Raw genomic sequence first — 23620 nt, 5'->3', positions numbered from 1 at the left:
GCCTGTGCACGCGCCCTGAACGAGCGCGCTCGATCAGGGCGCAACGATCGCACCTTCGATGCGATGGCGCTTCAACGCATCGGCCACAAAGCCTGAAGCCTTCATCTCTTCGACAAAGGAAGAGAGCAGCGCCTGCGCCTCGGCCCCCCGGCTGGCCGGCGTCCCCATCGCCTGCTGGATCACCATGAAGCGCCCCGGCAGCACACGCACGCCCGGCGCGCGGGCCGCTTCGCCTTCGAGCAGCTGGCGGATGCCCGCCGCCACCTCGACCTGGCCCGCGCGCAATGCAGCGAGTGCAGGCCCCGCGCCCTGGAGGCGCACGATCTCCGCCGCCTTGATCTCGCGCGTGAGGAACAGGTCGTAGGCGCTCCCAGAGCCGACCGAGATGCGGTGGCCTTGGGCATCGACCTGCGCGTTGTCGGTCAGCGCAGAGGATTCGGGCACGAGGTAGCTGCCCTCGATCAGCACATAAGGCGCCGTGAAGCGCAGCCCTTCGCTGCGCGCCGGATCGACCGCGAAGAAGCCGATGTCGGCCTTCTCGTTCTTCACCGCGTCCACCGAGGCCGCGGCCTTCTCGAACACCACCAGCTCGATGCCCACGCCAAGCCGCCGCGCGAACTCGCGGGCCAGGTCAATCGAGACGCCGACCGGTTCGCCCGTGGTGGCGTCCTTGTTGGCCAGGATCGGGTTGCCGAGGTTGATCGAGGCGCGCAGTGTGCCGCTGGGCGCGAAGGCGGTCACGAGGGCGGAAGAGGGCGATGTGGTCATGGCGTCCGTTCGTCGGGAAGGCGGAAGGAGGGGATGAAGGCCGCCAGTTTACGGGCCGTGAAGCCGCTGCTTCAGCGCGCGGACATCGGCTCCAGCCCCGTCTTCGCGATCGTCGGCGCCGCCGCCGGCGCGTTGAGGTAGCGGATCAGCTGGCGCGCCGCCTCGGGCTGCTTCGAGGCCGTGGCCACGCCGGCCGAGAACACCGTCACGCGCTGCACCTCGGCGGGCAGCGGGCCGATGTAGTCGATGCCCTCGATGGGCAGCAGCTCGCTCACCTGCTGCAGGCCGAGGGCCGCGTCGCCGCGCGCCACCACCGTGCCCACGCGCTCGCTGAGGATGCGCTTGCTCTTGGGCTTGACCTGGTCCTCGATGCCCAGCTTCTTGAGCAGCTCGGTCTCGTAGTAGGTGCCGCTCGCGCTCGCCGAGTAGGCGATCGACGGCGCCGCGAGCAGCGTGCGCTTGAGCGCGTCGACCGTGCCGATGTCCGGCTTGGGCGCGCCCTTGCGCACCGCGAAGCCGATCGACGAACGCACCAGGTCGACCTGGCTGCCCGCCACCACCTTGCCTTGTGCCACCAGCGCATCGAGCGCGGGGCGCGCCAGGATCACGACATCGGCCGGCTCGTTGCGCCCCAGGCGGCTGGGAATCGAATCGCTGGCATTGCCCATCGACGCGCCGTACGCCGTCTTCACGCTGCGGCCGGTGCTGCGCTCGAAGCCGGGGCGCAGCTCGTTGTAGGCGGCGGTGAAGCCGCCGGAGGTCATGACGTGGATGTCGCCTGTGGCGGCGGGTGGTGTGCTGACGCAACCGGCGAGCGCGAAGGAGGCGGCCAGCGCCAGGGCGGCGCGGCGGGTCAGGGCGGAACGGGGGAAGGCGAAGGCTGTCACGGCGTGTGTCTCCTGAAGATCGTGCCGTGCCATCGTAGGGGCCGAGGCTGTCAATCGGCCTTCAGGAAATTCGGGGTTACTACTAGCGCGAGGGCTTGGGCGGGTCCGCGTCCTTGGCGGGCGCCGCAGCCGCCGGCAGGCGCCCCCGCTTCGCCAGCCCTTCGCGCAGCAGGAACTCGACCTGCGCGTTCGCGCTGCGCAGCTCCTGGGCCGCCAGCCGCTCGATCTCGGCCCACAGGGCCGGATCGATGCGCAGCGGGTAGGACTTCTTACCGGGACTGGCCATCAGGGAACAACGACGTGGCGGCGGTGATCAGGTGCCGTGGATGCATCAGGTGTAGAGCGTGCCCGTGTTGACCACGGGCTGGGTTTCGCGGTCCGAGCACAGTACCACCAGCAGGTTCGACACCATCGAGGCCTTGCGCTCGTCGTCGAGCACGACGAGGTTGCGCTCCGACAGCCCCTTGAGGGCGGCCTCGACCATGCCCACCGCGCCCGCCACGATCTGGTGCCTCGCGCTCACGATCGCCACCGCCTGCTGGCGCCGCAGCATCACCTGGGCGATCTCGGGCGCATAGGCCAGGTGGGTGAGCTTGGCGTCGAGCACCTCGACGCCGGCGCTGGCAAAGCGCTGGTTCAGCTCGGCCTTGAGGGCGTCGGCCACCACGTCCAGGCCGGCGCGCAGCGTGACCTCGTCGCTTTGCAGGTCGTCGCCGCTGTCGTAGGCGTAGAGCGTGGCCAGGTGGCGGATGGCGGCTTCGGACTGGATGGCGACGAACTTGTTGTAATCGTCGATCTCGAACACGGCCTGCGCCGTGTCGTGCACGCGCCAGACCACGGCCGCGCCGATCTCCACCGGGTTGCCGCGCTTGTCGTTCACCTTCAGCGGCGGCGTGTTCAGGTTGCGTGCGCGCAGCGAGATCTTCTGGCCCGACTGGAACGGGTTGGTCCAGCGCAGGCCCTCGCTGCGGTCGGTGCCCTGGTACTTGCCGAAGAGCGTGAGGATGATGCCCTCGTTGGGCTTGAGCATGTACAGGCCCGGCAGCAGCGAGACGCCGACGACGATCAGCAAGATGCTCAGGGGCAGCGGCATCATCCGCCGCACGAGAACCCAGGCGCCGACCGCAAGGATCAGCAGCGCCACGGCGACGATGCCGTATCCGTTGACGGACCGATACGGCCGCTCCCTGCGGACCGGGCGAGGGATGGACGGGGTCTGCTCGTGCATGAAGGCCTCCTGTTGAAAGTGATATCACTTTAATATCTTTTTGGAGGTCGTCAAGGCTTTCTTTCGGCCTGCCTTCGCCGGTTCGGCCGCCTCGCGCAGGCACTGCGCAAACTGCGCGACGAGGGGCGGGCTGGCCCGTGGCTTGCGCTGCAGCAGCCCGATCTCGCGATGGAACGTGGCCTCGCCCAGGGACAGCATGCGCACGCCCGGCGGCAGTGGAAGGTGGGCCTCGACCCACGGCACGAGCGCAACGCCCAGGCCCTTGGAGGCCAGGTGGATGAGCCCGGAGATTTCGTCGACCTCGATGGCTTCGCTGACCACGAGGCCTTCGCGCTGGAGGAATCTTTCGACCATGCGTCCGCCGAACGATGCACGGTCGTAGCGCAGGAACGGCTGTTCCAGCAGCAGGGTGCGCCAGTTCCTGCCCGGCACGTTCGCGGGGGCAATGAGCACATAGGGTTCGCGCACCAGGGTCTGCCACGTCAGCTCGGGAAGAATGCCGAAAGGCGGCCGGATGATCACGGCCGCGTCGATGCTGCCGGCGTCCAGGTCGTCCATCAGCCGCATCGACACGCCGGGCGAGATGTGCACGCGCAGCAGGGGGAAGCCGGCGCGCAGTTTCTCGAGCGCGCGCGCCACCAGCGTCGGCTGCGCGGACGCAATGGCGCCGATGCGCAGCAGCCCGGCGTTCGCGGCGTCGTCGGGCAACTCGCCGAGCTTGGCGTAAAGCGCGCAGATTTCTTCCGCCCGTCCCAGCGTGGTCTCGCCCGCCGCATTCAAGGTGGCAGAGCGGCCTGTGCGATCGAAGAGCGGGAACCCGAGGGATTCCTCGAGCCGCTTGATCTGGCTGCTGACGGCCGATTGGGTGAGGCCGATGCGCTCTCCCGCCGCGGCGAATGTGCCGTGGCGACACACGGCGATGAAGGTTCGAAGCTCGGTGATCATTCGGTATTCATCGAAATGGGTGGTGCTCAGCGATGAAATATATCGTTTTCGGTTATGTGGCTCGCTGCTTAGAGTTTGCTCACCCTGAACTCCTTGATCGATGAACCCCATGAGCACCCCCACTGCACGCATCCCGTTCCACCTGGCCTTTCCCGTGCGCGACATCGCCGAGGCGCGCGCCTTCTACGGCGAGTTGCTCGAATGTCCCGAAGGCCGCAGCTCGACCGAGTGGGTCGACTTCAACTTCCACGGCCACCAGATCGTGGCGCACCTGGCACCCGACGAATGCGGCCACAAGACGCACAGCGCCGTGGACGGCCACGACGTGCCCGTGCGTCACTTCGGCGCCGTGCTGCCGATGGACCTGTGGCAGGCGATGGCCGACAAGCTCATTGCACGCCAGACGAAATTCGTGATCGAGCCCTACATCCGGTTCAAGGGCGAGCCCGGCGAACAGGCGACGATGTTCTTTCTCGACCCGTCGGGCAACGCCATCGAGCTGAAGTCCTTTGCGGACCTGGATTCGCTGTTCGCCGTCTGAAAGCGCCGACGTGAAAACAACCCACTGCCTTCTGGCGGCCGCAACGGCCGCGGCACTCCTGCTGAGCGCCGGGCGTGCATCCGCCCAAACCGACGTGCTGAAGAAGATCAGGGAGTCTGGCGCCATCACCATGGGTGTGCGCGACGCCTCGGGCGCCATGTCCTTCACCCTGGGGCCCGGCAGCTACACGGGCTTTCACGTCGAGGTCTGCGAACGTGTCATTGCCGACATCGGGAAGGCGTTGCAGATCGGCAAGATCCACGTGAAGTACCAGCTCGTCACGCCGCAGAACCGCATGCCCCTCGTGCAGAACGGAACGGTCGACATCGAGTGCGGCACCACGACCAACAATGCGGCGCGCCAGAAGGACGTCGCGTTCGCCCCGACGCTCTATGTCGAGGGGGTTCGCATCGCGGTCAAGGCGACATCCGGCGTTGCTTCTGTGGCTCAGCTCGCCGGCAAGGCGGTGGCCGTCACGACGGGGAGCACCTCCGTCCAGCTGCTGAGAAAACTCAAGCGCGACAACGCCCCGGAGATTGCGGAGGTGTACGCCAAGGACAACAGCGAAGGGTTCCTGCTGCTCGAATCGGGCCGCGCGGAGGGCTTCGTCGCCGACGGGCAGATCCTTGCCACCTTGATTTCCAGGAGCAAGGAGCCGGCGCAGTACCGGCTGCTCGACCAGGTGCTCAGCGTCGAGCCGATCGCGATCATGATTCCCAAGGGGGATGCCGCGTTCAAGAAGCTGGTCGATCAAAGCGTCCTGGCGTTGGCAAGGAGCGGGGACGCCGCGCGGCTCTACGACAAGTGGTTCATGCAACCCATTGCGCCGCACGGCGCGAAGGTGGGGCTGCCGGCCAGCGCCCTGACCAAGGCCGCCTGGGCCAACCCCAGCGACAAGCCGATGGAAGACTACGAGGTGCGATAGGGCGACACCCGCAAGGCGACGAGGTCGAATCAGACGATCAGGTCGAAGCAGCAGCCCGCGTAGTACGGCTTGTCGCCGCCATCGACGAAGGGCACCTCGATCGGCTTGCCCTCGTTGCGCCACACGTCGCGCTTGCGGTAGCCGGAGCGTGCCAGGTCGGCCAGCAGCTCGTCGTGGTGCTGGATGCGGTAGGCGCACACGGCCACGCCGATGCTGTTGAGCGTGTAGATCGTGCGCTCGGGGTGCACGGCCGTGGTGTTCATGACGATGCGCCGGGGTTTCACGGCAAGCGCGGAAAGAATGGCGTCCATGCGCATCGGCAGGTACTGCAGGCTGCCCGACACATACAGCACGTCGCAGCCGCTCGCGTCGCGGTAGTCGGTGGTGAAGCCGAGCTGCGCGGTCGCCTCGCGCTTGACGGCCATCGCGCGGCCGCTCTCGACCACGCCGGGCACGTCGCACACCGTCCAGCGCAGGGTGTCGGGGTAGCTCAGCACGCGCCGGAAGGCGTAGTACTTGATGCCGACGTGCCCGCCCAGGTCGAACACGCGCGTCAGGCCCGCATCGATGGAGCGGCCCAGCCAGAAGAGGCCGGGATAGTCGTAGAAATAGATCTGCGGGCTGTAGAGCTCGCCCGCGTCGGCGTTGGCGTAGCCGACGGCCTTGCTGGGCGGCGCGCCGGCCTCGGCCGCCTCGAAGCTCTCGAACGACCCCATGAAGAGGTTCTCGTCCGTGTTGTTCAGGAACTTGCGCCGGTAGGCGCTTTCGCGGGGCGGGAAGGTCAGCAGGCTTGAAAGCATGTCTCTCTCCTGTGGCTTTCGCATTCTGAGCGCAACCGGCGCCTTTGGGGCGATAGCCCAGCGCCGCGGGGGCGGTTACCCCGTGGGGGTTTACATGCCGCTCGCCAGTGCCGCAGCCGCCGCGCGGGTCTCCACGCCCAGCTTCTCGAAGATGTGCTCCAGGTGCTTGTTCACCGTGCGCGGGCTGGTGCCCAGGATCTCGCCGATGTCGCGGTTGGTCTTGCCCTTGGCGAGCCAGGACAGCACCTCGGTCTCGCGCGGCGTGAGGGCCGCGTCGGCCAGGCGCGCGGCCGGGCCTTCACGCTGGATGGCGAACAGCAGCATGGTCTCGCCGAGCGCCGCCGCGCCCAGGTTGCGCACCGACAGGCGCATGCCCGTGGCGGTGCCGATGGCGATCGACGCGCCCGGCGCCAGCGCAGGCTCCACCGACGCGGGCAGGCGCCCCGGCGCCACCGGGTCTTCGAGTGCATGCAACCACAGCGCGGCCTGCGGCGAGCGCCAGGCGATGCGCCCGCGCGTATCGACGAACACCACGCCCATGCCCGCCACGTCGACCGCGTCGCGCGCCATGCGCGTGATGCGGGCATTGCGCGTGTGGGTGTGCAGCCGCGCCAGCACCTCCTGCGCGCGGATCGGCTTCACCACGTAGTCGACGCCGCCGCACTCGAAGCCCTCGACCACGTGCGCGGTTTCCGACAGGCCCGTCATGAACAGCACCGGAATGTGCGCCAGCGCCGCGTTGGCCTTGATGCGCCGGCAGGTCTCGAAGCCCGAGAGGCCGGGCATGAGGCCGTCGAGCAGGATCGCGTCGGGCACCACCAGCTCGAGCCGTTGCAGCGCGGCCTCGCCGTCGGCCGCCACCAGCACGGTGTAGCCGCTGGCCTCGAGCGTGTCGCACAGCATGCCCAGGCTGCTGGGGGCGTCGTCCACCACCAGCACGACGGGGCGTTCGGATTCATGACCGGGCGAGGGGAGTGTCTGCATCTTCTGCCAGTGCGTTGCGGAGGTTGTCGAGTTCGAAGCGCGCGACCATGCCGCGCAGCCAGGTGCAGGTGGCGGCCGCGGCGGGCGAGGCCGCGGCCAGCCGGTCGAGCGCGGTGTGCAGGCCGCGCACATGGCCCATCTGCACCAGGCGCATGAGGTCGGCGCGGTCGTCTTCGTTGAGCGCGAGCAGGGGCGGGCGCGGCGGCGCCAGGTCGGGGTCGGCGGGCGGCGGCATTGCGTCGCCGGTCGCCAGCCATTCGAGGCCCAGGTGCCGCTCCAGCGTGGCGATGAGTTCCGACTCGATCACCGGCTTGCCCACGAAGGCCTGGCAGCCCGCGGCGCGCAACCGGTCGGCCTGGTTCTCGAACATGTTCGCCGAGACGATGATGATCGGCAGTTCGGCGAAGCCCGAGGCCCGCACCGAGCGCGCGGTCTGCCAGCCGTCCATGTCGTCCATCGTCAGGTCCAGCAGGATGGCCGAGGGCAGCTCTTCGCGCAGGCTGTCGAGGCACTCGGTGCCGCTGGCGGCCTCGCGCACCGTGAAGCCCAGCGGCGCGAGCATGCCGGCGAGCATCTGGCGCTGCACCGGCTGGTCGTCCACCACCAGCAGCGTGCGGCGCTCGCCCAGGTAGCCCGACACCGGTTCGCGTGAGCCCGCCTGCGGGCCGGGGTCAGCCACCTCACGCAGGTACACGCGCACGCTGAAGGTGCTGCCCGCCGAGGAGGTCGACGCCAGCTTCAGCTCGCCGCCCATGAGCGAGGTGAGCAGCCCGGTGATCGTGAGACCCAGCCCCGTGCCCGGCTCGCCGCGCCGGCGGCCTGCGGCGCCGCGCTCGAAGGGCAAAAAGATGCGCTGGCGGTCTTGCGGCGCCACGCCGATGCCGGTGTCGACCACGTCGAAGCGCAGCACCTCGCGCCGCGCGTCCACATGCAGCGTGACGGTGCCGCTGTCGGTGAAGCGCACGGCGTTGGTCAGCAGGTTGATGAGAATCTGCCGCAGCCACTTCACGTCGGCATGCACCCACGGCGGCAGCCGGCCCGCATGTGTGTAGACGAACGCCAGGCCCTTGGCCTCGGCCTGCGGCCGCACCATCTGCACCACCTGGTCGAGAAAGGCCGGCAGCGCCAGTGGCGAGGGCTCCAGCTGCAGCCGCCCGGCCTCGATGCGCGCGAGGTCGAGCAGGCCGTCGATGAGGCCCAGCATGTGCTCGCCGCTGCGGTGGATGGTCTGCACCGCCTCGCGCGGCGGCAGGGCCGCGTCGCCGCCCTTGAGCAGGATCTGCGAGTAGCCCAGGATGCTGTTGAGCGGCGTGCGCAGCTCGTGCGTCATGCCGGCCACGTAGCGGGTCTTGGCCTGGTTGGCGGCTTCGGCGGCTTCCTTGGCGGTCTGCAGCGCGGCATCGGTGCGGCGGTGCGCCTCGATCTCCAGGGCCAGCAGGTTGTTGTGGCGGTTCGATTCCTCCTGCGCCATCTGCCGGCTCTCGCTGCCCAGCACCACCCACCACGCGGCCACGGCCGCCACCACCGAGAGCAGCGCGAACACTTTGAGAAAGGCCGTCGCCATCGCCGAATCGATGGTGCCGGCGATGGCCTCCTGCGCGTAGACCACGCCCACCACCGTGGCCAAGAGCGCGATGAGCGAGGTGGCGACCAGCAGGTAGTGCGCGACGCGAAAGTTGAGCCGTGCCGACAGCGCCGGCGGCAGCAGCGCCTGCAGCCAGCCGCTCATCTGCTCGGCGGCGCGCGAGTCGGTCTTGCAGCGGTCGTGGCAGCGCGATTCGAGCGTGCAGCACAGCGAGCAGATCGGCGCGCTGTAGGCCGGGCAATGCGCCATGTCTTCCGACTCGAAGCTGTTGTCGCACACCGAGCACTTCACGCTCTGGCCCGGCGTCCAGCGGTCGATGTCGGTGCGCGCGAGGTAGTAGCGCCCGCGCGTCCGCCACGCCAGCAGCGGCGACACCGCCATGGCCGTGGCCAGCGCGATGAAGGGCGAGAAGGCCCGCGCCCACTGGCCGAGCGCGCCCGAGTAGGCCAGCATCGCCAGCGCTGCCGCCACCAGCATCGCGACCAGGCCCACGGGGTTGATGTCGTACAGGTGCGCGCGCTTGAACTCGATGGTCTTCGGGCTCCAGCCCAGCGGTTTGTTGATGACCAGGTCGGCCACCAGCGCGCCCACCCAGGCGATGGCGATGTTGCTGTAGAAGCCCAGCACGTGTTCCAGCGCGGCGAACACGCCCAGCGCCATCAGCAGGATCGCGATGGCCACGTTGAACACCAGCCACACCACGCGCCCCGGGTGGCTGTGCGTGAGCCGCGCGAAGAAGTTCGACCACGCGAGCGAGCCCGCATAGGCGTTGGTCAGGTTGATCTTCATCTGCGACACGACCACGAACAGCACCGTGATGCCCAGCACCCACGCCGGATCGCGCAGCACGTACGAGAAGCCCGTGAGGTACATCTGCGTCGGCTCGATCGCGTGGTTGGCCGGTATCTCGTGCTGCAGCGCCAGGAAGGCGAGGAATGCGCCGCCCATCATCTTCAGCATGCCCGGCACGATCCAGCCCGGCCCGGCGACCAGCACCGCGGTCCACCAGCGCCCGCGGTTGGCGGCGGTCTTCTCGGGCAAAAAGCGCAGGTAGTCGACCTGCTCGCCGATCTGCACCACGAGCGAGAACGCCACCGTGGCCGCCGCGCCGAACATCAGCGGATCGAAGCCGCTGCTGTCGGAGGTGCGGCCCACGAGGCCGGTGAAGTCGGCATACAGCTCGGGCTTCTTCACCATCACCGCGATGAAGGGGCAGACGAACAGCACGATCCAGATCGGCTGCGTCCACAGCTGCAGCCCCGAGATCAGCGTGATGCCGCGCGCCACCAGCGGAATGATCACGATGGACGACACCAGGTACAGCAGCCACAGCGGCCAGTCCAGGTACATCTGCAGCGCCAGCGCGAGGATGGCCGCTTCGAGCGCGAAGAAGATGAAGGTGAAGCTCGCGTAGATCAGCGAGGTGAGCGTGGAACCCAGGTAGCCGAAGCCCGCGCCGCGCGTGAGCAGGTCCATGTCCACGCCGTGGCGCGCCGCGTAGTACGAGATGGGCAGGCCCGTGAGAAAGGTGATGAGCCCCACCACCAGGATCGCCCACAGCGCGTTCGAGAAGCCGTAGCTCAGCGCGATGGCGCCGCCGATGGCCTCCAGCGCCAGGAACGAGGTGGCGCCGAAGGCCGCGTTGGCCACACGGAATTCCGACCACTTGCGAAAGCTGCGCGGCGTGTAGCGCAGCGCGTAGTCCTCCAGCGTTTCGTTCGCGACCCAGGCGTTGTAGTCGCGGCGGATGCGAAAGATCTTCTGTCCGGAGACGGATGTCATGGCGGGTTCTCGCGGCGGCGGCAACGGTGGCATGCGGCAGGTACAGCAAGAAGCGCTCCCTGCTGTCCCGTGCCTTGTCTGCTCGCGAGTCTGCGGCCCGGGCAGGGGCGCATCGCTACGTTGAATGACGTATTCGCGAGTACGCAAGTGATTTCTAAAGTACCAGCCATGGTGCTCGCAGCACCGTCCGATGCACTGCGATGGTGCGCGGCTCACTCTTCTTTCAACCTGCCTGGAGTTCCTGATGTCGCGTGATTCCGATTCTTCTTCCCTCGATGCCATGGCACTGCGCCGCCGCCGCCTGCTGCAGGGCGCCGCCGCGCTGCCCGTGATGGGCCTGAGCGGCCTGAGCTTCGGCCAGGGTCAGTTCCCCACGGCCAAGGTCAACACCACCAAGCTCGCGGTGACCGACACCGAAGTCACGGTGGGCCAGCTGCATTCGTCCACCGGCACCATGGCCATCTCGGAGACCGGCTCCATCCAGGCCGAGCAACTGGCCATCGACCAGATCAACGCGATGGGCGGCATCCTGGGCCGCAAGATCAAGGTCATCAAGGAAGACGGCGCCTCCGACTGGCCGACCTTCGCCGAGAAGTCGAAGAAGCTGCTGGTCAACGACAAGGTTGCCGCCGTGTTCGGCTGCTGGACCAGCGCCTCGCGCAAGGCCGTGCTGCCGGTGTTCGAGAAAGAGAACGGCCTGCTGTACTACCCGACCTTCTACGAAGGCCTGGAGCAGAGCAAGAACGTGATCTACACGGGGCAGGAGGCCACGCAGCAGATCATCTGGGGCCTGGACTGGGGCGCGAAGGAGAAGAAGGCCAAGACCTTCTTCCTGGTGGGCTCCGACTACATCTGGCCGCGCACCTCGATGAAGATCGCGCGCAAGCACATCGAGAACTTCCAGAAGGGTTCGGTCAAGGGCGAGGAGTACTACCCGCTGGGCCACACCAACTTCAACTCGCTGATCAACAAGATCAAGGTCGCCAAGCCCGACTGCATCTTCGCGGCCGTGGTGGGCGGCTCGAACGTGGCCTTCTACAAGCAGCTCAAGGCCGCGGGCATCACGGGCGACAAGCAGTTCCTGCTGACGCTGGCCGTCACCGAAGACGAAATGACCGGCGTGGGCGGCGAGAACTTCGCGGGCTTCTACTCGTCGATGAAGTACTTCCAGACGCTGGACAACGAGAACAACAAGAAGTTCGTGGCCGCCTTCAAGGCCAAGTACGGCAAGGACGCGGTGATCGGCGACGTGACGCAGGCGGGCTACCTCGGCCCGTGGCTGTGGAAGGCGGCGGTGGAGAAGGCGGGCAGCTTCGACATCGACAAGGTGGTGGCGGCGTCGCCGGGCATCGAGCTGAAGACCGCGCCGGAGGGCTACGTGAAGCTCGACGCCAACCACCATCTGTGGAGCAAGGCGCGCATCGGGCAGGGGCAGCTCGACGGCAGCTTCAAGGTCGTTGCGGAGTCGGGCGAACTGATCAAGCCAGATCCGTTCCCCAAGGGCTACCAGTAAGCCGGCCGCCGGCCTTCACCCCAACCCTCTCCCGCGTACGGGAGAGGGCGCCAATACCCACACTCCGGAACTTCCGCCATGACGCTGTCGGACATGATGAACATCGGCCTGATGCAGGGCTTCGCGGGGCTGAGCCTCTTCGCGGTGCTGCTGCTCATGGGCCTCGGGCTCGCGATCATCTTCGGGCAGATGGGCGTGATCAACATGGCGCATGGCGAGTTCATGACCATCGGCGCCTATTCGATCTTCCTGGCCGCGCAGGTGACCGAGCGCATGGCGCCCTCGCTCATGCCGTACTACTTTCCGATCGCGATCGGGCTGGCCTTCGTGTTCGCCTTCATCGCGGGCTGGCTCGTGGAGTGGGCGCTGATCCGCCACCTGTACAAGCGGCCGCTCGACACGCTGCTCGCCACCTGGGGCGTGAGCCTGGGCCTGCAGCAGATCTTTCGCACCTTCATCGGCCCGAAGGAAGTGAGCCCCACGCTGCCCGAGTGGCTCATGGGCTCGTGGACGCCGCACGAGGGTCTCGACATTCCGATCAACGGCCTCTTTGTGCTGGCGCTCACGGCGCTGGTCACGGGCGGCGTGCTCATCGCCTTGCACAAGAGCCGCTGGGGCCTGCGGGTGCGCGCCACCGTGGCCAACCGCACCATGGCCAATGCCACCGGCATCGACACCAAGAAGACCGACCGCCTCACCTTCGCCATCGGCTGCGGCATCGCCGGCGTGGCGGGCGCGGCCTTCACCACCATCGGCTCGACCGGGCCGACCTCGGGTTCGCTGTACATCGTCGACGCCTTCCTGGTCGTCACCTTCGGCGGTGCGGCCAGCTTGCTGGGCACCGTGGTCTCGGCCTTCGGCATTGCACAGACGCAGTCGATCTCGGAGTTCTTCATGACCGGCTCGATGGCCAAGGTGCTGACGCTGTCGCTGATCGTGCTGATCCTGATGATGCGACCGCAGGGACTGTTCGCAGTCAAGGTCCGCCGCTGAACCCGATTCCTTCCCGGAGAACCTCTCGATGAATTTCCTCAAGGCCTCGATCCGGCGCTACCAGCTCGGCAGCCTCCTGCTGCTGGTGCTGCTGCTCGCGGTGGTGCTGCCGCTGTCGCTCGACATCTTCCGCCTCAACCTCGTGGGCAAGTACCTCAGCTACGCCTTCGTGGCCGTGGGCCTCGTCATGGTGTGGGGCTACGGCGGCGTGCTGAGCTTGGGGCAGGGCGTGTTCTTCGGCATCGGCGGCTACGCGATGGCGATGTTCCTCAAGCTCGAAGCCTCCGACCCCATCACGACCAAGATCCAGTCGACGCCCGGCATCCCGGACTTCATGGACTGGAACCAGATCACCGAGCTGCCCGCGCTGTGGCTGCCGTTCAAGAGCCTGCCGCTGAGCCTCGCTCTCGTGGTGCTCGCGCCGATGGCGCTGGCCTGGCTCGTCAGCTTCGCGATGTTCAAGCGCCGCGTGGGCGGCGTGTACTTCGCGATCATCACGCAGGCGGTGGCGCTGATCTGCACCGTGCTCATCATCGGCCAGCAGGGCTACACGGGCGGCGTGAACGGCATGACCGACCTGAAGACGCTGCTGGGCTGGGACACCCGCACCGACAGCGCCAAGTACATCCTGTACTACGTCTGCGTGGGCCTGCTGGTGGCCAGCATCGTGCTGTGCCGCTGGGTGCAGACCAGCAAACTGGGCACGCTGCTGCTCGCCATGCGCGACAAGGAAGACCGCGTGCGCTTCTCGGGCTACGACGTGTCGAACTTCAAGGTCTTCACCTTCTGCCTGGCGGCCGGGCTCTCGGGCATCGGCGGCGCGATGTTCGCGCTGCAGGTGGGCTTCATGTCGCCCAGCTTCGTGGGCATCGTGCCCTCGATCGAGATGGTGATCTTCTGCGCCGTCGGTGGCCGCATGAGCCTGGTGGGCGCGGTGTACGGCGCGCTGTTGGTGAACGCGGGCAAGACGCTGTTCTCCGAGAGCTTTCCCGACCTGTGGCTGTTCCTGATGGCCGCGCTCTTCATCGGCGTGACCATGGCCTTCCCGATGGGCCTGGCGGGCCTGTGGGAAGACACGATCAAGCCGTGGTGGGCCTCGCGCCGCCAGGCCCTGCGCGACGCCGCGACGAAGCCGCCGCCCGCCGCCGTGTCGGCCCCTTCACCCGTCGCTGCGCCGCAGGCCGAGGCCGTGCTGCCCGAAGGCATCGGCCGCCAGCGCGCCTGACCGAACCCGGAGTCCCACCCCATGAGCAACACCGACTTCGCCCTCGCCGTGGAAGACCTCAGCGTCTCCTTCGACGGCTTCAAGGCCATCGACGACCTGACGCTGTACATCGACCGCAACGAGCTGCGCGTGATCATCGGCCCCAACGGCGCCGGCAAGACCACGCTGCTCGATTTGATCTGCGGCAAGACGCGCGCCAGCGCCGGCAGCATCAAGTTCAAGAACACCGAACTCACCAAGATGGCCGAGCACAAGCGCGTGCGGCTGGGCATCGGGCGCAAGTTCCAGACGCCGTCGATCTACGAGAACCTCAGCGTGTTCCAGAACCTGGAGGTGTCCTTTCCGAAGGGCCGCTCGGTGTTCGGTGCGCTGGCCTTCCAGTGCGACGACGAGGTCAAGGGCAAGGTGCAGGCGATTGCCACGGAGATCGGCCTGGCCGACAAGCTCGGCACAGAAGCCGGCCTCCTGAGCCACGGCCAGAAGCAGTGGCTGGAGATCGGCATGCTGTTGATGCAGGAGCCCGAGCTCCTGATGCTCGACGAGCCCATTGCCGGCATGAGTGCGCGCGAGCGCGAGCTCACGGCCGACCTGCTGCAGCGCATCTGCCGCAACCGCGCCGTGATCGTCATCGAACACGACATGGCTTTCGTCAAGCAGATCGCGCACAAGGTCACCGTGATGCACCAGGGAAAGATCCTGGCCGAAGGGCCGATGGAGAAGGTGCAGGCCGACCCGAAGGTCATCGACGTTTATCTGGGCCACTGAACCATGAGCACCATCATGCTGAAGGTCGACGACCTGCACACCGCCTACGGCCAGAGCGAGGCGCTGCACGGCATCTCGTTCGTGGGCCATGCCAACGAAACCATCGCCATCATGGGCCGCAACGGCATGGGCAAGACCACGCTGTTCAAGAGCCTCATGGGCGTGCTGCCGATCAAGAGCGGGCGCATCGAGGTGGCGGGGCAGGACGTGTCGCGCGATGAGAGCTTCAGGCGCGTGGCCAAGGGCATCGCCTACGTGCCGCAAGGGCGGATGATCTTCCCGACGCTGACGGTGGAAGAGAACATCCAGACCGGCCTGGAGAACTCGAAGACCCGCCGCATCCCCGAAGAAATCTACGCGCTCTTCCCCGTGCTGTGGGACATGAAAAGCCGCAAGGGCGGCAATCTCTCTGGCGGCCAGCAGCAGCAGCTCGCCATTGCGCGCGCGCTCGTCACCGACCCCAAGGTGCTGCTGCTGGACGAGCCCACCGAGGGCATCCAGCCTTCGATCATCAAGGACATCGCCAAGGCGCTCAACGAGATCCGCAAACTGCGCGGCATCACCATCGTCGTGTCCGAGCAGGTGCTGAGCTTCGCGATGGACGTGGCCGACCGGCTGTTCGTCATCGAAGGCGGCCGGCTCGTGCACGAGACCGCGCGCGACAAGACCGATGTGGAACACATCAAAGCCTATCTCTCTGTCTAACCACAACCCCAGGAGCCACTGCACATGACGGACACGCTGATCAAGGTCGACCTGACCACGCCGCCCACGGAGAACGAGAACATCCACAACCGCTGGCACCCGGACATTCCGATGGCCTGCTGGGTCAACCCGGGCGACGACTTCATCCTGGAGACCTTCGACTGGACCGGCGGCTTCATCAAGAACAACGACAGCGCCGACGACGTGCGCGACATCGACCTGAGCACGGTGCACTACCTCTCGGGCCCGGTGGGCGTGAAGGGCGCCGAGCCCGGCGACCTGCTGGTGGTCGACCTGCTGGACATCGGTGCCAAGCAGGACAGTCTCTGGGGCTTCAACGGCTTCTTCTCGAAGAAGAACGGCGGCGGGTTCCTCACCGATCACTTTCCCGAAGCGCAGAAGTCGATCTGGGATTTCAAGGGCATGTTCACGAGCTCGCGCCACATCCCGGGCGTGAACTTCGCGGGCCTGATCCATCCGGGCCTCATCGGCTGCCTGCCCGACAAGCCGATGCTCGACATGTGGAACGAGCGGGAGAAGGCACTCATCGCCACCGACCCGGACCGCGTGCCCGGCCTGGCCAACCCGCCGTTTGCCGGCACCGCCCACATGGGCAAGATGACGGGCGAGGCGAGGGCGAAGGCCGCAGCGGAAGGCGCGCGCACAGTGCCGCCACGCGAACACGGCGGCAACTGCGACATCAAAGACCTGTCGCGCGGCTCGAAGGTGTTCTTCCCCGTGTACGTCGATGGCGCGGGCCTGAGCGTGGGCGACCTGCACTTCAGCCAGGGCGACGGCGAGATCACCTTCTGCGGCGCCATCGAGATGGCCGGCTGGGTGCACATGAAGGTCACGCTCATCAAGGGCGGCATGGCCAAGTACGGCATCAAGAACCCGATCTTCAAGCCCAGCCCGATCACGCCGCAGTACAACGACTACCTGATCTTCGAAGGCATCTCGGTCGACGAGAGCGGCAAGCAGCACTACCTCGACGTGAACGTGGCCTACCGCCAGGCCTGCCTGAACGCCATCGAGTACCTGAAGAAGTTCGGCTACTCGGGCGCGCAGGCCTATTCGATCCTGGGCACGGCACCGGTGCAGGGCCACATCAGCGGCGTGGTCGACGTGCCCAATTCGTGCGCCACGCTGTGGCTGCCCACGGGCATCTTCGACTTCGACATCAACCCGAATGCCTCGGGCCCGGTGAAGTTCATCGACGGCAGCATCGACATGCCGCTGTCGCACGACCTGCGCTGAAGCCATGCCGACCTACGACTACGCCTGCGGGCAGTGCGGCGGCTTCGAATCGCTGCGGCCTTCGGGCCAGCGCGACGAGCCCGCTGCCTGCCCCGACTGCGGCAGCGCCTCGCCGCGCGTGTTCACGGCCGCGCCGCGCCTGGCACTGATGGCCGCCGACACGCGCCACGCGATGGCCACCAACGAACGCGCGCGCCACGAGCCCGCGAGTTCGCGCGACTATGCGCGGCTGAGGCATCCCTCGGGCTGCGGTTGCTGCTCGGGATCGTCGCGGCGCAGTGCCACGCAGACCGCGCCGAACGGGGCGAAATCGGCCCCGTCGCGGCGGCCCTGGATGATCTCGCACTGAGGGGCCGGCGTGCATTTCTTGCATGCGCACAACGCATGCAAGGAATGCCGGTAGCGAGAACTTTCTCGTGCGTTCCCTCTGGAGGGGCGGGTTCCATCCGCCGCATCGCATGCGCGGGCGGCGCGCGATTGTTTCAATCCCGTGAACGCCGCGATTCCTTTTGCTGCCGTTTTTTGGGGCGCTTCAGGCTCAAACTTCATCCCATCGACACACCACCTGAAGGAGATTGAAATGAATGCCTCGAAGACCCTCGCCGCCGTTGCGCTCTCGCTCCTGGCTGTTGCCGGTGCCCACGCCGAAACCTATGACGGCGTGCACACCGTGAACTCGACCCTCTCGCGTTCGGAAGTCGCGTCGCAAGCCGTGGCCGCCGCCCGCGCCGGCAACGAGTACAGCGACGGCGCCACCGCCGGCGCACAGACCTTCACCTCGACCGCCGACCGCTCGACGATCCGCGCTGAAGCCGTCGCCAAGGCCCACGACCCGCTCGCCAGCCTCGACCGCCGCGCGTTCTACCGCGACGAAGTGCCGGCTGCTTACAAGAAGCCCAGCGTGTCGTTCACGCGCCAGGCTGGCCTGTAAGCCAGGTCGCTGCGGCAAGCCGGTGCCTGCATCGGCTGCTTGAAGAACGAACGGGCCCTTGGGCCCGTTTTTTCGTTGGGACGTCGCGCGTCAGGCGGCGTGTGCAAGGACGTTGACGAGCGTCCCGAACGGATCTCGGACATAGAAACGGCGCACACCCCAGGGTTCGTCGACCGGGCCGTATTCGATGGCAAAGCCGGCAGCTCGCATGCGCGCAAGCGCGGTGTCGACATCGTCGACTTCGATGGAAAGGTCAGGCACCGGCGTGCCCGAACCGCCTTCAGACGCAAAGCTGACCTGCACGCTCATCTCGGCCTGCGAACCGTAGGTGCGTATCCAGCCGTGGTCCATCAGCAGATCGAGGCCGAGCACGTCGGCGTAGAAGACCTGTGCGCGTGCCACATCCTGCGTCGCGAAGTTGGCGACCAGTCGTTTGACTTTCATTGTTTGGAACTCTTCTCGGCGGTTTCGGGTGCGATGCGGAAAGCCTTGGGCTTGCCGCCGGATTCGGCATGGAGCAGGTCGCCTTCGATGCGGATGCGGGTCCACGTGTCGATGATGCCGTCGGCGCCGATCAGCTCGATGCTGTCGCCGGAAAGCACCCGGTAGCGAAACGACGGCGCGCACTGTGGGCCATCGTGCGTGCCCAGCACCGCGCGAAGGAATCCGTTCGATGCGAACCAGTAGATCTCGACCTGGGTGTCGGAGATTAGTTGCAGCCGGCGGTCGATGGGGAGGGCGGTGGTCATGAGAGATGAGGGGGCGGGTGTCACCACAAGGCAGCCAATTCCGAATGAGGAGCGGCCGAATATAGAAGACCCAGCATGTGCCTGGCCAGCCGCGTGCGTGAAACCGCCATCGAGGGCGGGTAAGCTCGCGGCCCATGAAGCGCAACAGCACTCCCCGCACGTCCAAGTCCACCGGCGGCAAGGCTGCCGCGGCGCCCGCCGCCGAGGCATCCGACGTTCCGGTGTCCGCCGTGCTGGCGCGCATCGAAACCCTCTGGTCCTCGCTGGGCCCCGTGGGCCAGCGCATCGCCGACTTCATCGTGAAGAACCCGCGCGAGGTGGTCCACATGTCGGTCAGCGAGGTGGCGGAGCGCACCGGCTCGAGCGAGGGCAGCATCGTCGGCCTGTGCAAGAACCTGGGTGCCACGGGCTTCCAGCAGATCAAGATCGCGCTGGCACAGGAGATCGTGCGGCCGGTGCAGTTCATCCACGAAGACCTCGACCCGCAGGACAAGGCCGACGCGGTGATCCGCAAGATCTTCCAGAGCAACGTGCAGACGCTGCACGACACGCAGTCGATGCTCGACGCGAAGGCGATGGAGCGTGCGGTGCAGCTGTTTCGCAAGGCCGAGCGCATCGAGATCTACGGCATCGGCAGCTCGGCCACCATCGCCGAGGACGCGCACTACCGCATGCTGCGCATCGGCCTCAATGCCAAGGTGGTGGTCGATTCGCACGTGCAGGCCATCAGCGCCTCGCTCACGAATGCGAAGACGGCGGTGCTGACCATTTCGCATTCGGGCAGCACGCACGAGACGGTGACGGCCACGCGCCTCGCGAAGGAGGCGGGCGCGGCCACGGTGTGCATCACCAACTTCGGCAAGTCGCCGATCCAGGCCTTTGCCGACGTGCTGCTGTTCACCATGGCGCGCGAAACCAACTTCCGCACCGAGGCGATGACGAGCCGGCTCGCGCAGCTGGCGATCATCGACGTGCTGATCGCCTGTCTGGCGCTGTCGGACTACGACACCTCGGTGCGCACGCTGCGCCAGACCTTCGACGTGCTCTCGCTCAAGCGGTACTGAGGCGCGGGTTCCACTGCTTCTGAGACGGGCGGCACGAGCAGTCCGGCCACCGTGGGCGCCACGGCCCCCGGCGATTCACCCACCAGCACGCAGGCCAGGCCGAGCCGCGCGGCGCCTTCGCCGTCGGTCAGCGGGTTGTCGCCGACCACCACCGTGCGCCCGGCGTGCGCGCCGAGGCGGCGCAGGCCTTCCTCGAACAGCAGCGGCGCGGGCTTGCCGACCACGCACCACGGCTGCACGCCGCTGGCCGCGACCACGGCCGCGAGCAGCGCGCCGGTCTCGGGCACCACGCGGCCGTGCGGGCCCGGGTGCGTGGCGTCGGCATTGGTCACCATCAGCCTGGCACCGCGCCGCAGCGCGTTCGCGATGACGGACAGGCGCGCGTGGCTGAAGTGCATGTCCAGCGCGAGCAGCACGACGTCGGCTTCGGCCTCCGCTGAGACCAGCCGGCAGCCCTGCGCGCGCGCGTAGCGCTGCAGGGCAGGGCTGGCGGCCAGCAGCACGCGCGCCTGCGGATGCTGCTGCACCAGCTGGCGCACCGCGAGTTCGCCGGCCAGCACGATGCGCTCGGGCGGCACGCGCAGGCCCAGCTTGCGCAGCCGCACCGACAGGCCCTGCGCCGTGTGCGTGGAGTTGTTGGACACGATGGCGTAGCGGTCGTGGAAGTGCGCCAGCAGGCGGGCCGCGCCGTCGATGGCTTCCTGCTGGCGCACCAGCGTGCCGTCGAGGTCGACCAGCAGGTGGCGGGCCTGCGCCAGCGCCTGGATGCCGCTGCTGTTCATGGTCCCTGTTGTCGTGTGATGCGTGCTCATGGATCTCCGGGAGTGGGGCCGTCGTGAGGGCTCGGCCGTGGCGGCGGATTCTATTGAATATTGCTCAGTGAGATTTGAATTTTGAAATGAGCTTATTTCATTTCCCTGTCATCTGCGGCTCCTAAAGTTCTCTTCATCGGGGCGTTGCAACCGCACGCCCACCGCTTTCCAAACGAAGGAACCGACCATGAAAAAGCTCCTGGCCCTTGCGGCCGCCGCCCTCTCGCTGACTGCCGCGCTGCCGCTGGCCGCGCAGGCCCAATCGGTGGCCGACGGCTCGCGCGAGCGGCCGCTGCGCGTGCTGCTGATCCCGGCCGACGGCGGCACCGAGTCGGGCACCAAGGCCGACTACGCGCCGGTGTTCAACGCCATCACGCGCAGCACCGGCCTGAACTTCGACCTCAAGGTCGGCCAGTCGTACGGCGCGGTGGTCGAGGGCATGTGCAACCAGCTTGCCGACATCGCCTTCTTCGGCCCCGTGTCGTACGTGCAGGCGAACAAGCGCGGCTGCGCGCAGCTGCTGGCCGTGGGCGTGGAGAAGGGCGCCTCGGTGTACTACGCGGGCATGTTCGCCAAGGCCAATGCGCCCATCTCCTCGGTCAAGGACCTCAAGGGCAAGCGCGTGGCCTTCGGCGACGTCAACTCGGCCTCGAGTTTCACCTTCCAGGTCGCGATGCTGCTCGACGCCGGCATGGATCCGGCCAAGGACCTCGGCGCCATCCGCATGACCGGCAGCCACGCGAGCAGCCTGGCCGCGCTGGTGCAGGACCAGGTCGACGTGGCCTCGCTCTCGTTCGACTCCTACGAGAAGGCGGTGAAGCAGGGCGTGGTCGACCCGAAGACGGTGAAGGTGGTGGCGCGCAGCATGGCCATTCCGTACCCGCCGCTGGCGCTCAACTCGAAGCTGCCCGAGCCGCTGAAGGCGAAGCTGAAAGACGCCTTCCAGACCGTGAACAAGGCCCCCGGCGTCACGCCCGACATGATCCGCGGCTACGGCGGCGGCAAGATCGACGGCTACGACACCAAGTTCTCGGAAGCCGAGTTCAACGTCGCCGCCGAAAAGCTCGGCCTGCTGACCGACGAGCTCAAGGGCCGCATCCTCGCCAAGTCCGCCGAGCGTTGAGCGTCGCCATGCTGAATTTCGAATCGGTCGCCATGCACTACGCCGACGGCACGCGCGCGCTCGACGGCGTGTCGCTGCAGGTGCCGGCGGGGCAGTTCTGCGTGGTGCTGGGCGCCTCGGGCGCGGGCAAGTCGACGCTGCTGCGCATGGCCAACGGGCTGGTCAAGCCCACGCAGGGCGCGGTGCAGGTCGAGGGCGTGCAGATCGCTGCCCACTCGCTGGCCCGCATCCGCCCGCGCATCGGCATGATCCACCAGCAATTCAACCTGGTGCTGCGTTCCACGGTGGCCGACAACGTGCTGGCCGGCGCGCTGCCCGCGGTGCCGACATGGCGCGCGCTGCTCGGCCTGTTCACCGATGCGCAGCGTGCCAAGGCCTGCGCGCTGATCGAATCGGTCGGTCTGCAGGAGCAGCACCTGCTGCGCCGCGTGAGCGAGCTCTCGGGCGGACAGCAGCAGCGCGTGGGCATCGCGCGCGCCTTCATGCTCGAGCCGCCGCTGGTGCTGGCCGACGAGCCCGTGGCCAGCCTCGACCCGCAGACCAGCCACGACGTGCTGTCGCTGCTGCGCACGCAGGCCCGCGAGCGCGGCACCACGGTGCTGTGCAGCCTGCACCAGATCGAGCTGGCCTGCGAGTTCGCCGACCGCATCGTCGCGCTGCGCCACGGCGCGGTGGTGTTCGACGGCGCGCCCGCGGCCTTCGACCCGAAGGTGTTCGACGCGGTCTACGGCCGTACGCCGACGCCCGCGCGGCCCGCGCCCGAAGCGCCGTTGCCGCTGCATGCCGGCGCGCTGGAGCTGGTGCCATGAGCCGCCCCGCATCCGCCTGGGAGCTGCCGCGCCCCTTCGGCGCCCGCAGCCTCGCCGTGCTGCTGCTCGTGGTGGTGGTCGGCTTCTTCGCCGGCCAGCGCGTCGAAATGGGCCGCATGCTGTCGCTCACGGGCGAGGGCGTGCTCGCGGCCGTCGGCCTGCGCGACCAGTCGCAGGTGCTGTCGGGCCTGGGCACCATCGCCAGGTCGCTCTTTCCGCCGCAGGTGTCGGAGCGCACCGAGGTGTCGCGCATCGAGGGCTTCGACCGCGAGCGGCTGCCGTGGTTCTCGCATGTCGAGACCGAGGAGTCGCGCCAGCCCAAGCTCAACCCGCAGACGTTGCAGATGGAAGAGGTGGTCGACCGGCGCGAAGTGCTGGTCGAGCCCTTCGGCTACCTCTGGCACGTGGCGGTGAAGATGCTGGAGACCTTCGAGATCGCCATCTGGGCGACGCTGCTGGCCATTGTGCTGAGTGCGCCGCTGGCCTGGTGCAGCGCGAAGAACTACACGCCGAACCGCGCCGTCTACACGCTGGCGCGTGGCGTGGTCGGCATGTTCCGCGCGGTGCCCGAGCTGGTGAGCGCGCTGTTCCTGGTGCTCGCCTACGGCTTCGGTCCCATTGCCGGCGTGCTCGCGCTCGCACTGCATTCGGCGGGCTTCCTCGGCAAGTTCTACGCGGAAGACATCGAGACCGCCGACGACAAGCCACAGGAGGCGCTGCGAGCCATCGGTGCGAACAAGTTGAAGGTGATGCGCTTCGCGGTGCTGCCGCAGGTGATGCCGCAGTTCATCGCCTACACGCTGTACATCCTCGACCGCAACGTGCGCATGGCCACCGTGGTCGGGCTGGTGGGCGCGGGCGGCATCGGCCAGGAGCTGAAGGGCCGCTACGACATGTACAACTACGCGCACGTCGGAACGATCCTGATCGCGATCTTCCTCACGGTGCTCGTGCTCGACAGGGTCGCAGCCCGGCTGCGCAGCCGCTATGCCTGAGCGCTGACACCCACCCGTCCGCCCACTTCGGGCACCCGAGTTCTCCCCGTTTCTTCCCGTTCCGGTGCAAGCCCTTCGAGGCCTGCACGGCCCGGCTTCGCCCTGCTTTTCTTCCCACGCCCCTTCGATCCAGAAAAGGACACCTTCATGACCTCACGTTCTTCCCGGTATGGCCTCGCTGCGGCGGGCTTTCTCCTGTGCCTGAGCCTTGCCGCGTGCGGCGGCGGGGGGGGC

25 protein-coding genes are annotated in these 23620 nt (G+C 67.5%); 14 read left to right on the top strand and 11 right to left on the bottom strand.

Going from position 1 to position 23620, the window contains the following annotated elements; translation table 11 throughout:
- Positions 1–33: 33 nt before the first annotated feature.
- The 5 genes from AC3WQR_RS22945 to AC3WQR_RS22925 form a co-directional block, all read right to left on the bottom strand.
- On the bottom strand, positions 34–768 hold the full coding sequence (locus tag AC3WQR_RS22945) for a transporter substrate-binding domain-containing protein (protein ID WP_369632557.1): 735 nt from the start codon (positions 766–768) through the stop codon (positions 34–36).
- Positions 769–839: 71 nt separating this feature from the next.
- The gene (locus AC3WQR_RS22940) at positions 840–1688 is read right to left on the bottom strand and encodes a substrate-binding domain-containing protein (RefSeq protein ID WP_492743875.1); all 849 of its coding nucleotides are present in this window, start codon (positions 1686–1688) and stop codon (positions 840–842) included.
- 49 nt (positions 1689–1737) lie between these two features.
- A complete protein-coding gene (locus AC3WQR_RS22935) occupies positions 1738–1941 on the bottom strand; it encodes a type II toxin-antitoxin system antitoxin (RefSeq protein WP_062474617.1) in 204 nt (67 codons plus the stop codon).
- A gap of 45 nt (positions 1942–1986) precedes the next feature.
- Complete coding sequence (locus tag AC3WQR_RS22930) at positions 1987–2883, bottom strand: SPFH domain-containing protein (RefSeq protein ID WP_489057074.1); 897 nt, start codon at positions 2881–2883, stop codon at positions 1987–1989.
- Between the two features lie 24 nt (positions 2884–2907).
- On the bottom strand, positions 2908–3828 hold the full coding sequence (locus AC3WQR_RS22925; protein ID WP_095947563.1) for a LysR family transcriptional regulator: 921 nt from the start codon (positions 3826–3828) through the stop codon (positions 2908–2910).
- A gap of 109 nt (positions 3829–3937) precedes the next feature.
- Here AC3WQR_RS22925 and AC3WQR_RS22920 point away from each other — a divergent pair, with 109 nt between their 5' ends.
- Both AC3WQR_RS22920 and AC3WQR_RS22915 read left to right on the top strand, forming a co-directional pair.
- A complete protein-coding gene (locus tag AC3WQR_RS22920; RefSeq protein WP_062474623.1) occupies positions 3938–4369 on the top strand; it encodes a VOC family protein in 432 nt (143 codons plus the stop codon).
- A gap of 10 nt (positions 4370–4379) precedes the next feature.
- Positions 4380–5294: an amino acid ABC transporter substrate-binding protein gene (locus AC3WQR_RS22915; RefSeq protein ID WP_492743872.1), complete on the top strand. Its 915-nt coding sequence runs from the start codon at positions 4380–4382 to the stop codon at positions 5292–5294.
- Between the two features lie 29 nt (positions 5295–5323).
- Here AC3WQR_RS22915 and AC3WQR_RS22910 read toward each other — a convergent pair whose 3' ends face one another.
- The 3 genes from AC3WQR_RS22910 to AC3WQR_RS22900 form a co-directional block, all read right to left on the bottom strand.
- Positions 5324–6094, bottom strand: coding sequence for a TIGR04325 family methyltransferase (locus AC3WQR_RS22910; RefSeq protein ID WP_492743870.1), 771 nt, complete (start codon positions 6092–6094; stop codon positions 5324–5326).
- 90 nt (positions 6095–6184) lie between these two features.
- Positions 6185–7078, bottom strand: coding sequence for a response regulator transcription factor (locus AC3WQR_RS22905; RefSeq protein ID WP_062474629.1), 894 nt, complete (start codon positions 7076–7078; stop codon positions 6185–6187).
- Positions 7050–10445 carry a hybrid sensor histidine kinase/response regulator gene (locus AC3WQR_RS22900; RefSeq protein WP_492743868.1) on the bottom strand — a complete coding sequence of 1132 codons (3396 nt, stop codon included), beginning with the start codon at positions 10443–10445 and terminating at the stop codon, positions 7050–7052. The genes AC3WQR_RS22905 and AC3WQR_RS22900 overlap by 29 nt, the downstream gene beginning before the upstream one ends.
- A gap of 244 nt (positions 10446–10689) precedes the next feature.
- On the opposite strand from AC3WQR_RS22900, the gene urtA reads away from it, so the two are divergent.
- The 8 genes from urtA to AC3WQR_RS22860 all read left to right on the top strand — a co-directional run bounded on the left by urtA (position 10690) and on the right by AC3WQR_RS22860 (position 17834).
- Entirely contained in the window at positions 10690–11958 is a 1269-nt protein-coding gene (urtA, locus tag AC3WQR_RS22895; protein WP_492743866.1) for an urea ABC transporter substrate-binding protein, read from the top strand.
- A gap of 78 nt (positions 11959–12036) precedes the next feature.
- Positions 12037–12951, top strand: a complete 915-nt coding sequence (urtB, locus tag AC3WQR_RS22890) for an urea ABC transporter permease subunit UrtB (protein WP_354343384.1) — start codon at positions 12037–12039, stop codon at positions 12949–12951.
- A 28-nt stretch (positions 12952–12979) separates the two neighbouring features.
- Positions 12980–14176 carry an urea ABC transporter permease subunit UrtC gene (urtC, locus tag AC3WQR_RS22885; protein WP_492743864.1) on the top strand — a complete coding sequence of 399 codons (1197 nt, stop codon included), beginning with the start codon at positions 12980–12982 and terminating at the stop codon, positions 14174–14176.
- A gap of 21 nt (positions 14177–14197) precedes the next feature.
- Complete coding sequence (gene urtD, locus AC3WQR_RS22880; RefSeq protein ID WP_095744996.1) at positions 14198–14941, top strand: urea ABC transporter ATP-binding protein UrtD; 744 nt, start codon at positions 14198–14200, stop codon at positions 14939–14941.
- Positions 14942–14956: 15 nt separating this feature from the next.
- The gene (urtE, locus tag AC3WQR_RS22875) at positions 14957–15646 is read left to right on the top strand and encodes an urea ABC transporter ATP-binding subunit UrtE (RefSeq protein ID WP_062478384.1); all 690 of its coding nucleotides are present in this window, start codon (positions 14957–14959) and stop codon (positions 15644–15646) included.
- A gap of 24 nt (positions 15647–15670) precedes the next feature.
- Positions 15671–16903 carry a formamidase gene (gene fmdA / locus AC3WQR_RS22870; RefSeq protein WP_492743862.1) on the top strand — a complete coding sequence of 411 codons (1233 nt, stop codon included), beginning with the start codon at positions 15671–15673 and terminating at the stop codon, positions 16901–16903.
- Positions 16904–16907: 4 nt separating this feature from the next.
- The gene (locus AC3WQR_RS22865; protein WP_095947570.1) at positions 16908–17252 is read left to right on the top strand and encodes a zinc ribbon domain-containing protein; all 345 of its coding nucleotides are present in this window, start codon (positions 16908–16910) and stop codon (positions 17250–17252) included.
- 231 nt (positions 17253–17483) lie between these two features.
- Complete coding sequence (locus AC3WQR_RS22860; RefSeq protein ID WP_056582144.1) at positions 17484–17834, top strand: hypothetical protein; 351 nt, start codon at positions 17484–17486, stop codon at positions 17832–17834.
- A gap of 90 nt (positions 17835–17924) precedes the next feature.
- Here AC3WQR_RS22860 and AC3WQR_RS22855 read toward each other — a convergent pair whose 3' ends face one another.
- Complete coding sequence (locus AC3WQR_RS22855) at positions 17925–18278, bottom strand: VOC family protein (RefSeq protein WP_492743860.1); 354 nt, start codon at positions 18276–18278, stop codon at positions 17925–17927.
- A complete protein-coding gene (locus tag AC3WQR_RS22850; protein WP_492743858.1) occupies positions 18275–18583 on the bottom strand; it encodes a hypothetical protein in 309 nt (102 codons plus the stop codon). The genes AC3WQR_RS22855 and AC3WQR_RS22850 overlap by 4 nt, the downstream gene beginning before the upstream one ends.
- Positions 18584–18717: 134 nt before the next feature.
- On the opposite strand from AC3WQR_RS22850, the gene AC3WQR_RS22845 reads away from it, so the two are divergent.
- Complete coding sequence (locus AC3WQR_RS22845; RefSeq protein ID WP_223301301.1) at positions 18718–19647, top strand: MurR/RpiR family transcriptional regulator; 930 nt, start codon at positions 18718–18720, stop codon at positions 19645–19647.
- Here AC3WQR_RS22845 and AC3WQR_RS22840 read toward each other — a convergent pair.
- Positions 19584–20459, bottom strand: a complete 876-nt coding sequence (locus tag AC3WQR_RS22840) for an HAD-IIA family hydrolase (protein ID WP_492743856.1) — start codon at positions 20457–20459, stop codon at positions 19584–19586. The two genes, AC3WQR_RS22845 and AC3WQR_RS22840, sit on opposite strands and share 64 nt — an antisense overlap.
- A 187-nt stretch (positions 20460–20646) precedes the next feature.
- On the opposite strand from AC3WQR_RS22840, the gene AC3WQR_RS22835 reads away from it, so the two are divergent.
- Genes AC3WQR_RS22835 through phnE form a run of 3 tightly spaced genes read left to right on the top strand, consistent with a single transcriptional unit; the run spans position 20647 to position 23386 of the window.
- Positions 20647–21582, top strand: coding sequence for a phosphate/phosphite/phosphonate ABC transporter substrate-binding protein (locus tag AC3WQR_RS22835; RefSeq protein WP_492743854.1), 936 nt, complete (start codon positions 20647–20649; stop codon positions 21580–21582).
- An 8-nt stretch (positions 21583–21590) separates the two neighbouring features.
- Positions 21591–22391: a phosphonate ABC transporter ATP-binding protein gene (gene phnC, locus AC3WQR_RS22830; protein ID WP_492743852.1), complete on the top strand. Its 801-nt coding sequence runs from the start codon at positions 21591–21593 to the stop codon at positions 22389–22391.
- Positions 22388–23386 carry a phosphonate ABC transporter, permease protein PhnE gene (gene phnE, locus AC3WQR_RS22825; RefSeq protein WP_492743850.1) on the top strand — a complete coding sequence of 333 codons (999 nt, stop codon included), beginning with the start codon at positions 22388–22390 and terminating at the stop codon, positions 23384–23386. The genes phnC and phnE overlap by 4 nt, the downstream gene beginning before the upstream one ends.
- The last annotated feature ends 234 nt before the right edge of the window (positions 23387–23620 follow it).

It is taken from the genome of Variovorax sp. FW305-3-2-15-B-LB1, assembly GCF_058787635.1.
This window is presented reverse-complemented; position numbering and strand designations above follow the sequence as displayed.